Raw genomic sequence first — 12258 nt, 5'->3', positions numbered from 1 at the left:
CGCCGTCGTGACCCGGCGGCGGCCCCCGGTCTGTTCCGCATACGCGGCCACCCCGCACCCCTCGCGCGTGGGCGTCAACGGCGACGCCCGGATGGAGTCACCGTGAACCAGCACGACCTCGACGTCCTCGACGAGATCCAGCGGCGGGTGCTCTGGCTCGCCACCCGCATCGTGGACGCGGCGAACCACGACCGGGACACCGGCGACGGCGTGAAGGTCGGCGGACATCAGGCGTCCAGCGCCTCGCTGGTCACCGCGATGACCGCGCTCTGGTTCGCCCACCTGGACGCCGAGGACCGCGTCGCGGTCAAGCCGCACGCCTCGCCGGTCTTCCACGCCGTCCAGTACCTGCTCGGCAACCTGGACCGGTCCTACCTGCCGAAGCTGCGGGCGCGCGGCGGGCTGCAGTCGTACCCGTCGCGGACCAAGGACCCGGACGGGGTGGACTTCTCGACCGGCTCGGTCGGCCTGGGCGCGGCCGCGCCGCTGTTCGCGGCGGTCACCCGCCGCTACGTCGACGCGCACTTCGGCGAGCGGCCGCACTCCCGGTTCATCGCCCTCATCGGCGACGCCGAGCTGGACGAGGGCAACATCTGGGAGGCCGTCGCCGACCCGGCCACCACCGGGCTGGGCAACGTGATGTGGCTGGTCGACTTCAACCGCCAGTCGCTGGACCGGGTCGTCCCCGGGGTGCGGATCAACCAGTGGCGCGGGCAGTTCGAGGCCGCCGGCTGGCACGTGGTCGAGGTCAAGTACGGCCGCAAACTCGCCGAGGCGTACGAGCGGCCGGGCGGGGCGGCGCTGCGCGACTGGATCGACCTGATGCCCAACGAGCAGTACCAGTCGCTGTTCGGGCTGGCCGGGCCGGCCCTGCGCAAGCAGTTCCTGGACGGCGCCCCGGCCGAGGTGGCCGCCTTCGTGGCCGACATCCCCGACGACGAGCTGGGCCCGCTCGTCACCGACCTGGGCGGGCACGACCTCCAGGCGATGCTCGACGCGTACGCCCAGTGCGACGCGGTCACCGACCGGCCCAGCGTGGTCTTCGCCTACACGGTCAAGGGGTGGGGGCTGCCGATCGCCGGCAACCCGCGCAACCACTCGGCGCTGCTCACCACCGAGCAGGTCGACGCGCTGCGCGCCGCGCACGGCCTGACCCGCGACACCGAGTGGGACCGCCTCGACCCGGCGTCCCCGGCCGGCATCCGGGCCGGCGAGCGCCGGGAGGCGCTGGCCCGCGCGCCGCGCGAGCGGGCGCTGGGGGTCACCGTCCCGGAGACCACGAAGGTACGGGTGAACAAGCCCGTCTCCACCCAGGAGGTCTTCGGCCGGGTGCTGGTCGACCTGGCCCGCGACCCGAAGGTCGCGCCCTACCTGGTCACCACCGCGCCGGACGTCGCCACCTCCACCAACCTGGCCGGGTTCATCAACAAGACCGGGGTGTTCGCCCCCACCGAGCAGCGTTCCTGGACCGAGGACCGGATGCTGCGCTGGACGGAGACCCCGGCCGGTCAGCACATCGAGCTGGGCATCTCCGAGATGAACCTGTTCCTGCTGCTCGGCCAGCTCGGCCTGTCGTGGGACCTGTCCGGGCAGCCGCTGCTGCCGGTCGGCACGGTCTACGACCCCTTCGTGCTGCGCGGCCTGGACGCGTTCCTCTACGGCACCTACTCCGGCTCCCGGTTCGTGGTGGCCGGCACCCCGTCCGGCATCACCCTGGCCCCCGAGGGCGGTGCCCACCAGTCGACCATCACCGCCTCGGTGGGCCTGGAGCTGCCCGGGGTCACCTTCTGCGAACCCGCGTACGCGGGCAGCCTCGACTGGCTGCTCTGCGACGCGCTCGGCCAGATCGCCGGGGGAGCGGCCCCGGCCGCCACGGCGGCGCCGGCCGAGGACGGGGCGTACTACTTCCGCCTCAGCACCCGGCCCATCGACCAGGCGCCGTTCGAGGCGGCCCGGGCGCGGATCGGGGACGCGGTGCTGCGCCGGCAGGTGGTGGCGGGCGCGTACCGGCTCGTCGACGCGCACGAGGCGTACCCCCACTTGGCGGACGCCCCGGTCGTGCAGCTCGCCGCCTCCGGCGCGGTGCTGCCGGAGGTCCTCGCCGCCGCCGCGGAGCTGGCGGAGGAGGGCGTCGCGGCGCACGTGGTCGACGTGACGAGCCTGGACCGGCTCTACCGGGCCTGGCAGCGGACGCTGCGCCAGGGCGTGCGGACGGCGACCGTGCCGAGCGTGCCCGGCGCGCTGCGGTCGGCCTTCGCCGACCGGGTGCCGGTGGTCACCGTGCACGACGCCGCCTCGCACGCGATGGCCTGGCTCGGCTCCGCGCTCGGCGCCCCGGCCGTGCCGCTCGGGGTCGACGAGTTCGGCCAGTCCGGCAGCGTCGGCGAACTGTACGAGCTGCACGACCTGCTGCCCGGCAGCATCGTCAACGCGGCGCTGGCCGCCCTGTCGCTGCGCTGAGCCTCAGCCCGTGGGGCTGGGCGTCGCGGTCGGGCTGCCGGTCGGGGCGGGCGAGACAGGCCCGCCCCGGGTCGGGGTCGGGGTGACCGGCACCTGGTCGCCCTTCGTCGGGTCCTGGATGATGTGCCGTTCCAGGTTGACCTGCGACTGCCCGGTGCCGCCCACGGTGATGTCGTCGTAGGCCTGGAGCAGCTTCTGCTGGTCGAAGTAGAGCACCGACATCGACAGCGGGGTGGGCTTCTCGCCCTCCAGGCCGCGCAGCCCGGCGCCGCCCGTGGAGCCCTCGACGAAGAGCTGGGTGGGCTGCTTGCCCGCCACCTGCGGCAGCTTCGACACCTGCCGGGCGTGGGTGTGCCCGGCGAGCACCAGCGGGCAGGTGCCGGAGAGCGGGCCGGCCGAGGCCGGGTCGTGCACCAGCGCGATGTTCACCTGCTTCGGCGAGTTCCGCACCGTGGCGGCGAGCTGCTCGCCGGCCCCGATCACCTGGTCGGCGACCACGTTGGTGAGCCCGCTGCCGGCCGGCGAGGTCTCCTTGTCCGGGGTGAACCGGGGGTCGCCGATGCCGGCGATGGTCAGCCCGGCGACGGTGGTCGTGGAGTTGTTCAGCACGACGGCGTTCGGCTGGGCGGCCACCGCGGCGGCGGTGCGCGCCGAGTCGTGGTTGCCGCGGATGTAGACGTACGGCTTCTTGAGCAGGCCGATCGAGCCGACGAAGGACGCCTCCGGCTCGCTGCCCCAGTCGGTGATGTCGCCGGTGTCGATCACCACGTCGATGCCGAACTGCTCCACCACCGTGCGGATGAGCTGCCAGCCGGTGGGGTTGAGGTGCATGTCGGAGACGTGCAGCACCCGCGTGGTGCCGGGTGACGGCTGGACCACCGGCAGCGCGGACACCGTCGTGTAGAGCTTGCTGACGTTGCCGACCAGCCGTTGCAGCTGCTCGGCGTACTTGGTGTAGTCGTTGGCGATCCGCCGCGCGTCACCGACGATCGCCGGCGCGTTGACCAGCAGCCCCTCGTAGCGCGGCTCCTCGATGGCCTGGGGCCGGATGGTGGCGGCGGCCAGGCCGAGGCTGCCGGCGGTGACCACCAGCGCCAGCCCGCCGGCCCACGCGGTGCGTCGCACGTCGCGGAAGACCAGCCCGGCCAGCAGCAGGGTGGCCAGCACCGCGGAGGCCAGGGTCTTCAGGCCGAGCCGCATGACGCCGGCCCGCACGTCCTCGACCGCCGACTGGCTGGCCCGGCTGATGCTCGCCGGGTCGTCGATCAGCGCCTCGGTCCGCCGCTGGTCGAGCGCCCCCAGCTCGACGGTCAGGTAGGCCGGCCCGTCGTGGCTGTCCAGCAGCAGCGCGCCCAGCGGCGGGATGTCGACGGTGGTGCCGCCGGTCAGCGATGGGCTGAGGTTGAGCTGGGCGCGGAACGGCCCGATGTCGGTGCCCACGTGCCCGCCCGCGTACGTGCCGGCCACCACCCCCGTGAAGGTGACCGCGAGCACGGCCAGCACGACGCCGAGCCGGCGCAGACCGATGCCGGGACGCCAGCGGCGACGGGCGCGCCCGTCCTCCGGTGTCGTCCCGTCCCCGCCGCTGTGCTGCTCGTTCTCCTGGCCGTCCATGCTGAGATTCTGACCTGCCCGTCGAAGGATCTTGGCAAACCCGGGGAAGCGGGATCAGCTGCGCCCGGCGCCGCCGTCGGCGAAGACCAGCCGCAGGATCCGGTCGTCGTCGCCGCCCGGCTTGCCCCGCCCGTCCCGGTTGGAGGTGCTCACCCAGACCGAGCCGTCCGGCGCCACGGCGGCGGCGCGCAGCCGGCCGTACCGGCCGGTGAGCAGCTCGCGCGGCTGGCCGAGGACCGTGCCGGTGCCGGCCAGCTCGACCAGCCAGAGGCGCTGCCCGCGCAGGCAGGCGGTGATCAGCAGCCGTTGCACGGCCGCCAGGCCGGAGCAGGAGGCTTCGCCGGTGCGCCACTGCACGATCGGGTTGACGTAGCGCCGGTCGTCGCCGCGCCCCTCGACCTGCGGCCAGCCGTAGTTGCCGCCCTTGTTGATCTGGTTGATCTCGTCCCAGGTGTTCTGGCCGAACTCCACGGCGTACATCCGCTTGTCCGGCGTCCAGGCGAACCCCTGCACGTTGCGGTGCCCGGTCGACCAGACCGGGGAGCCTGCGGTGGGGTTGCCGGGGGCGGGCTTGCCGTCCCGGGTGAGCCGCAGGATCTTGCCGCCGAGGTTCTTGGGGTCCTGCGCGTGCGCGGTCTGCCCGGCGTCGCCGGTACTGGCGTAGAGGAAGCCGTCGGGGCCGAAGCCCAGCCCACCGCCGTTGTGGTTGCCGGCCTTCGGGATGCCGGTGACGATCGGGGTCGGCGGCCGGCCCAGCTCCAGCTTCGCGATCCGGTTGTCCTCGGCGCTGGTGTAGTAGACGAAGACCGTGCGGTCCCGGGCGTACGCGGGGGAGACCGCGATGCCGAGCAGCCCGCCCTCGCCGGCGGCCGCCACGTCCGGCACGGTCTGCACCACCCGGACGGTCATCCCCTCCGGCCCCGAATCCGGGCCGACCTGCAGGATCCGCCCGCTGTCCCGTTCGGTGACCAGCGCGGCGCCGTCGGGCAGGAAGGCGATGCCCCAGGGCACCGCCAGACCCTTCGCCAGCACCGTGGCCACCACCTGCTGGCCGGCGCCGCCCGGGCTGGCCGAGGTGGACGGCGACGGGAGGTTGGGCGGCTCACCGGCCGGGTCGGGATCGGGGTCGCCGAAGGCACAACCGGCGGTGCCCAGCAGCAGAGCCGCGCAGGACGCCGCCAGCGCCGCCCGGAGGCGGCCGGCGCGGGGGAACGGGGGACGCGGCCTCACCTGGCCCAGCCTAGCCGGGCCGGGTGGCGAACCGGGCCCGACGAACCGAGCCGCGGCTCAACGGGCGCGCAGGGCGAGCAGGGCGACGTCGTCCTCCCGGCGTTGGGCGGCGGCGAGCAGCTGGTCGCAGAGAGCCACGAGGGGCAGCCCGGCGGCGCCGGCGAGCTGCGTGATCAGCTCCGCCTGCCCCTCGTCGATCGGCCGGTCCCGGCGCTCGATCAGCCCGTCGGTGTGCAGCAGCAGGGTGTCACCGGGAGCGAGGGTCAGCTCGCGGCGCGCACGCCGGGGCGGGTGGGCCAGGCCGAGCAGCGGTCCCCGTATCCCGTCCAGCACCTGCACCGGGCCGTCGGCGGGGACCAGCAGCGGCGGCGGGTGGCCCGCGTTGCACCAGGAGATCCGGAGCCCGGGCGCGGCCGGGCGGATCCGGGCCAGCACGGCGGAGGCCACGGTCGGTACGGGCAGCCCCTGGATCGCCCGGTCGAGGTGGGTCATCAGCTCGTCGACCGGGTCGTCCCGCCCGTACGCGTCGCCGCGCACCAGGTTGCGCAGCTGCCCCATGGTCGCCGCGGCCTCGATGTCGTGCCCGGCGACGTCGCCGATCCCGGCGATCAGGTCGCCGTCGGGCTGCACGAAGGCGTCGTACCAGTCACCGCCCACCTCCACCCGGTCCGCCGCCGGCTGGTAGCGGGCGGCCAGCTCCACGGCGGGCACCGCGGGCAGGGTGGGCAGCATGCTGTGCTGCAGCACCTCGGCGACATGCCGCTGCTCGCCGTAGAGCCGGCTGTTGCCCACGGCCTGGCTGGCCCGGCGGCCGATGTCCAGCGCGGTCCGCAGGTCGCCCCCGTCGAACCCGCGCCGGGACGACCCGTTGACCAGCGTGACGGCCCCGATGACCCGGTCACCGGCGGCGGTGATCGGCACGGTGAGGTGGGAGCCGAAGCCCATCCGCCCGGCGAGCGGCGCCAGGTCCGGGTGGGTGGTGCCCCGCTCGACCTCGGCCAGGCTCGCCGAACCGCGGATGACCGGCCGCCCGGTCCGCAGCACCGACCGGATGACCGACTCGGGGCCGAGGCCGGTGGCCAGCAACTCGGCGAACCGGGCCAGGTCGGCGGCCCGGGCCGGGTCGCGGTGTGCGCCGGTGACGCTGCGCGGCCGGCCCGCCGGGTCACTGAGGGTGATCAGGCACCAGTCGGCGAACAGCGGGACCATGGCGTGCCCGAGCCGGTCGACAGCTGTGGCCACGTCGAGCGTGCCGCCCAGCGTCTCGCTCATCCCGGCCAGCATGGCGAGCCGGTCGTGCGCCTCCTCGGCGCGGCGGCGGGCCTGCTCGGCGCTCCGTAGGGCGATCCTCAGGCGCAGCTCGGAGGAGCAGGCGGCGGCCAGGTCGGCGAGGGTCCGCAGCTGCTCGGCGGTCCAGGCCCGGGGCTTGCTGTCGATGGCGCAGAGGGAGCCGAGCACCCGGCCGTCGAGGTCGGTCAGCGGCATCCCGGCGTACGCGACGACGCCGAGGTCCTCGATGGCCAGGTTCCCGCGCACCTGCGGGTGGAGCCGGGCGTCGGGCAGCACCATCGGCACCTCGACGTCGACCACGTGCTGGCAGAACGAGTGGCTCAGCGGCGTCTCCCGCCGGCGGGCCCACGGCTCGGGCAGCCCGGCCGCGCCGGGGAAGAACTGGCGGTCGGCGGTGACCAGGGAGACCAGCGCGACCGGCACGTCGAGCAGGTCGCTGACCAGCCGGGCGAACCGGTCGAACGTCCCGTCGGGCGCCGCGTCGAGCCGGGTCTCCGCGAGGGACCGGAGCCGCTCCGGGTCGGTCAGCACCGGGAGCGGCACGGCCGGGCGTCCGAGAGTGTCCTCGCTCATCGCCACCTGTCTCCGGAGTCGGGAACGCCGGCCGACGCTCCGCCTCGGTTATACCTCGCGGCGTCGGCCGTCAATCGTCCCAGCGGTGGTCGTCACGACCCCACCCACCTGCGCCGTCCGGGACGGCTATCGTCGGCGGTCGTGAAGGTATGGATTCCGCACCCGGCCGGCCGGCGTCTCCTCGGCGACCTGCCCGCGGGCATCACGGTGGAGCTGATGGAGGACCCGGCCCGGCAGCCGTCGTCCCCGACCGGTGTGCGGTTCTGGGTGCCGCCCTTCCTCGCCGGCCCGGACGCCGGGGCGCTCCTGGCCGAGCTGCCCGACCTGGAGGTGGTGCAGCTCCTGTCCGCCGGGGCGGACGCCTGGGTGAATCGGATTCCCGAGGGCGTGACGCTCTGCGACGCCCGCGGCGTGCACGACTCGGCCACCGCCGAGTGGGTGGTCGCCGCGATCCTGTCCGCGCTGCGCGGCTTCGGCCCGCTGGCCCGCGCCCAGGCCCGCCGCGAGTGGGCGTACGACGAGGTGGCCCCGACCGACGAGCTGGCCGGCAAGCGGGTGCTGATCGTCGGCGCGGGCTCGATCGGCTCGGCGGTGCGCGCCCGGCTGGACCCGTTCGAGGTGAGCTTCATCCTGGTCGCCCGGACGCCCCGCCCGGCCGAGGGGGTGCACGGCGTCGACGAGCTGCCGGCCCTGCTGCCCGAGGCGGACGTGGTGGTGCTGCTGGTGCCGTTGACCGAGCAGACCCGGGGGCTGGTCGACGAGAAGTTCCTGGCCGCGATGCCGGACGGGGCGCTGCTGGTCAACGCCGCCCGCGGCCCGGTGGCCCGCACCTCCGCGCTGGTCGCCGAGCTGGCGTCGGGGCGGCTGCGGGCCGCGCTGGACGTGACCGACCCGGAGCCGCTGCCGGCCGAGCATCCCCTGTGGGAGCTGCCGAACGTGCTGCTCACGCCGCACGTCGCCGGCTCGGTCCGCGGCCTGCTGCCGCGGGCGTACCGGCTGGTGGGGGAGCAGGTGCGCCGGTTCGCCGCCGGGGAGCCCCTGACCAACCGTGTGGTCGACGGCTACTGACGGGTCAGGCGGCGGACTCGGGCAGTTCCTGCCCGGTGGCGGAGATGAGCCGGGGCAGGTCGGCGGCGCGGACCGCGGGTAGCACCAGCGTCTCGCCGTCGTCGAGCCGGGCGACCGCGCGGCCGCGCGGGTCGGTGGCCAGCTCGGCGACACGCGTCCAGGGCACCCGCCGCTGGCCGACGAGGGCTCGCAGCCGCAGTTCCCGGGCGTCCGCGTCGGTGCCGGCCCGCCACGCCCAGACGCCGACGGCGAGCGGGATCAGCAGCACCCAGAGCAGCCACCAGCGCGCGGTGGCCAGCGGCAGCGCGCCGATGAACGCGACGAGCGCGGCGACCAGGATCGCCTGGTTGTAGCGGAAACGGACGATGTCGGCGCGGCTCACCTCCCGATGATCCCACCTCGGGCCGGCGGCCATCCCGGCGGGCGGCGGCAGTGGCCGGGGTCCCGGTGTGACCGGCGTCACGTGTTGTGTCGCGTAACCGTGGACGTCCGGGATCGTTTATGGGCGTGGCCGCACCGGTCCCCGTCCGGCGCCGGTCACACCCGCAGCCGACCCGTTGACCCCGCACGTCGTACCGCAACCGCACCGCCCCGTGCCCCCTCACGAAGGCGACCGCCGTGCCCGTCACCCGCCCCGCCGCCGGTCCCCGCCGGCGGCCACCGCTGTCCGATCTCGTCGTGTCGCTCGCCGGCGCGCTGTTCGTCCTCGCCGGCGCGGCCGGCCTGATCCCCGGCCCCGCCGCCGTGGCGCTGGCCGTGGCCGGTGGCTCCGCCCTGGCCTGCGTCCGGCTCGCCTGGCTGGCCGGCGCCCCGTCCGGGCCGCCGGCCGCCGCGCCGCCCACGGAACGGTTCGGCGCGACCGTGCCGCCGGACCCGCCCGAGCCGGCCGTCGCCCGGCCGACCGGGCGGCGGGCCCGCCGGGTGGCGCTGTCCCGCCGGGTCGCGGGGATCCTCGACGTGGCCGTGCTGGCCGCCGGGCTCACCGTGGCGGTGCTGCCGCTGAGCGACCCCGCGCACCGGCTGCCGGTCGCCGTGACCGGTCTGGCGTTCACCACCCCGCTGTACGCCGTCGCCCTGCTCCGGCTGCCCGGCCGCTCCCGGCTCTCCGGCGCGGAACGGCTGAGCCGTGCCGTGGACGTGATGGGCCTCGGCGTCAGCCTGGTCTTCGCCGGCTGGGTGCTGCTGCCGGCCGGCCCGGTGCCGCCGGCCGCGCGGGCGGCCAGCGTCGGTGGCGGCCTGGCGCTGGCCGTGCTGCTGGTGGCCGCGGTCGCCGAGCGGCGCCGCCGACCGGGCGCGGCCCTCTGCCACGCCGGGGCGGCCGCCACGCTGGGCGGGCTGGCCCTGCTCGTGGTCCTGCTCGCCTGCACCGCCCCGGACGGGGGCCTGCTGGCCGTCGCGCCGCCGCTGCTGGCCGGCGCGCTGCTGACCGCGGCCGGCGCCCGGCGTACCGCGGCCGGGGAGCGGCCCCGCACCGGCGCCGCGCCGGCCGCCTGGCCCGGCCTGACCGCGCCGGCCGGCATCGCGGCGCTGGCCGCCGGCCACCACCTGTGGACGGTGGGGCAGTTCACCGCCCCGGAGATCGCCCTGGGCCTGTCCGTCATCCCGCCGATGGTGGTGCGGGAGGTGCTCGCCGCCGCCGACCACCGGCGCCGGGCCGAGCGGCTGGCCGCGAGCGAGGCGCGGCTGCGGCTCCTGGCGGGCGACGGGGAGTGGCCCGCCGACGCCCCACCGGCCGACCGGGGCGAGCTGGTCCGCGTCCTCGCCCGGCGCACCGGCGGCGCGCTGCTCGTGGTCGACCTGCACGGCGACGGGACGGCCGTGCTCGACGGACCGGTGCTGACCGAGGTCGTCCACCGGCTCCGCTCCGGCTCGGGCCGCGACGACCTGGTGGCCCGGCTCACCGACACCGAGTTCGCCGTGCTCACCGACCTCGGGCCGGTGCCCGCGTACGCGCTGGGCATCCGCCTGCTGGCCGCGCTCGCCGAGCCGTGCCCGCGGCCCGGCGGGGCGAGCCGGATCCGGGCCAGCATCGGGCTGGCCGAGACCACCGGCGGCGACCCGGGTGACGTGCTGCGCCAGGCCGACCTGGCCCGGCGGCGCGCCGTGCAGCTCGGCCGTGACCGGGTCGAGTGGTACGACGCCTACCTGGAGGAGCAGCTGGTCCGCCGGCTGGACCTGGAACGGGAGCTGCCGGGCGCGGTCGCCCGGGGCGAGCTGGACCTGGTCTACCAGCCGGTGCTGGCGCTGGCCGACCGGCGACCGGTGGGCACCGAGGCGCTGCTGCGGTGGCGCAGCCCCGCGCTGGGCACGGTGCTGCCGGCGGAGCTGCTGCCCGTCGCGGCCGACCTCGACCTGCTCGGTGAGGTCGGGCGGTGGGTGCTGGACCGGGCCTGCCGGCAGCTCGCCGACTGGTCGGAGGGGGGCCGGGAGCTGTGGATGGCGGTCAACGTCACGCCCCGCGAGCTGGCCGCCCCCGACTTCGTGGCCCGCACGGCGACGGCCCTGGCCGCGTACGACGTGCCGCCGGAGCGCCTGGTGGTGGAGGTGGCCGAGCCGGCCGTGGCCCGCGAGCTGTCCACCGTGGTGGCCCGGCTCGCCGGCCTGCGCTCGCTCGGCGTCCGCACCGCGCTGGACGACTTCCGCGCCGAGCACGCCTCGCTCGCCCAGCTCCGCCGGCTGCCGATCGACCTGCTGAAGGTGGGCCCGCACCTGGTCGGGCCGGGCGCCGACGGGCAGCGCCCGCTCATCGACGTGGTGGCCAACCTGGGCGACCGGCTCGGTCTGGAGGTGGTGGTGGAGGGCCTGGAGTCCGACGCGCAGGTGGCCGGGGCGCGCCGGGCCGGCTGCCGCTACGGGCAGGGCTTCGCGCTGGCCCGTCCGGCCCCCGCCGAGCGGGTGGAGGCGTGGTTCGAGGAGTTCCCTTCGACGTCCCGCTGACCTGGAGGTCCAGCCGAATTGCTGAACCGGTTCACCGGGGGTGCGGGGGTGCGGTGCTGCCGCGCGGGGTGAGGTGGGCGGTCTCGTCCTGGAGCCCGCTCACCGGCTCGCCGGCGATCACGGCCAGGAGCTGCCGCGCGGCGTGCGCCCCGTACGCGGGGATGTCCCGGCCCAGCGCGGTCAGCGGTGGGTGCACGAGCTGGCAGAGCGGCGAGTCGTCCCAGGCCACGATGGACAGGTCGCCGGGGACGGCCAGCCCCATCTCCTGCGCCACGGAGAGCCCGGCGATCGCCATCACGTCGTTGTCGTAGATCACCGCGGTGGGCCGGGCGGCGGAGCTGAGCAGGCGCCGGGTGGCCCGCGCGCCCTCCTCGCCGGTGTAGTCGGACCAGACCGTGGTGGCCTCGTCCAGCCCGAGCCGCCGGCACACCTCGGTGAACGCGTCGGTGCGGATCTCGGTGTGCAGCAGTGAGGGGAGCCCGCCCACCCGGGCGATCCGCCGGTGCCCGAGCGCGACGAGGTACTCCACCGTCTCGACCAGGGCCGCCGCGTCGTCGGACCAGACGCTGGCCAGGCTGCCCGTGTGGCCGGGACCGCCGATCACGACGGCCGGCAGTTGCAGCTCCTCCAGCGCCGGCACCCGCCGGTCGTCGGTGCGCAGGTCGCACAGGAACACGCCGTCCACCCGGCGCTCGGCCCACCAGCGGCGGTAGACGGCGATCTCGGCGTCCTGGTCGGCGACCACCTGGAGGGTCAGCGCGTAGGAGCGGGCCGACAGTTCGGCCTCCACGCCGCTGATCAGCTCCATGAAGAAGGGCTCGATGCCCAGTATCCGGGCGGGTCGGCACAGGGCCAGGCCGACCGCCTTCGCGGTGGCGCCGGAGAGCGCCCGGGCCGCGCTGCTCGGACTGAACCCGATCTCGGCGGCGATCGCCAGGATCCGCTGCCGGGTCGCCTCGGACACGCCGGGCTGGCCGTTCAGCGCGTACGACACCGCGCCCTTGGAGACCCCGGCCCGCCGGGCGACATCGGCGATGGTCGGCCGCTTCACCGGCGCGCTCCTCCACTGGTCCGGCCCTCGCGGGC

At 76.0% G+C, this 12258-nt stretch carries 8 protein-coding genes; 3 read left to right on the top strand and 5 right to left on the bottom strand.

Going from position 1 to position 12258, the window contains the following annotated elements; genetic code table 11:
• The first annotated feature begins 102 nt into the window (after positions 1-102).
• Positions 103-2460: a pyruvate dehydrogenase gene (locus tag NFX44_RS00810; RefSeq protein ID WP_262281511.1), complete on the top strand. Its 2358-nt coding sequence runs from the start codon at positions 103-105 to the stop codon at positions 2458-2460.
• A gap of 3 nt (positions 2461-2463) precedes the next feature.
• On the opposite strand, the gene NFX44_RS00805 is transcribed toward NFX44_RS00810, so the two are convergent.
• The 3 genes from NFX44_RS00805 to NFX44_RS00795 are packed head-to-tail and all read right to left on the bottom strand — an operon-like array spanning position 2464 to position 7167.
• A complete protein-coding gene (locus NFX44_RS00805) occupies positions 2464-4074 on the bottom strand; it encodes a metallophosphoesterase (protein WP_262281510.1) in 1611 nt (536 codons plus the stop codon).
• 54 nt (positions 4075-4128) lie between these two features.
• Entirely contained in the window at positions 4129-5304 is a 1176-nt protein-coding gene (locus NFX44_RS00800) for a sorbosone dehydrogenase family protein (protein WP_262281509.1), read from the bottom strand.
• A gap of 57 nt (positions 5305-5361) precedes the next feature.
• Entirely contained in the window at positions 5362-7167 is a 1806-nt protein-coding gene (locus NFX44_RS00795; protein ID WP_262281508.1) for a SpoIIE family protein phosphatase, read from the bottom strand.
• Positions 7168-7308: 141 nt separating this feature from the next.
• Here NFX44_RS00795 and NFX44_RS00790 point away from each other — a divergent pair, with 141 nt between their 5' ends.
• Positions 7309-8235: a 2-hydroxyacid dehydrogenase gene (locus NFX44_RS00790; protein WP_262281507.1), complete on the top strand. Its 927-nt coding sequence runs from the start codon at positions 7309-7311 to the stop codon at positions 8233-8235.
• 4 nt (positions 8236-8239) lie between these two features.
• On the opposite strand, the gene NFX44_RS00785 is transcribed toward NFX44_RS00790, so the two are convergent.
• A complete protein-coding gene (locus tag NFX44_RS00785) occupies positions 8240-8617 on the bottom strand; it encodes a PH domain-containing protein (RefSeq protein ID WP_262281506.1) in 378 nt (125 codons plus the stop codon).
• A gap of 236 nt (positions 8618-8853) precedes the next feature.
• Here NFX44_RS00785 and NFX44_RS00780 point away from each other — a divergent pair, with 236 nt between their 5' ends.
• Positions 8854-11172 carry a bifunctional diguanylate cyclase/phosphodiesterase gene (locus tag NFX44_RS00780; RefSeq protein WP_262281505.1) on the top strand — a complete coding sequence of 773 codons (2319 nt, stop codon included), beginning with the start codon at positions 8854-8856 and terminating at the stop codon, positions 11170-11172.
• A gap of 31 nt (positions 11173-11203) precedes the next feature.
• Here NFX44_RS00780 and NFX44_RS00775 read toward each other — a convergent pair whose 3' ends face one another.
• Positions 11204-12223 carry a LacI family DNA-binding transcriptional regulator gene (locus tag NFX44_RS00775; protein ID WP_262281504.1) on the bottom strand — a complete coding sequence of 340 codons (1020 nt, stop codon included), beginning with the start codon at positions 12221-12223 and terminating at the stop codon, positions 11204-11206.
• Between the last annotated feature and the right edge of the window lie 35 nt (positions 12224-12258).

It is taken from the genome of Micromonospora sp. MA102, assembly GCF_025460765.1.
Taxonomy (GTDB): Bacteria; Actinomycetota; Actinomycetes; order Mycobacteriales; family Micromonosporaceae; genus Micromonospora; species Micromonospora halotolerans.
Note: the sequence above shows the minus strand (reverse complement) of the source record. Positions and strands in the feature narration are given on the sequence as shown.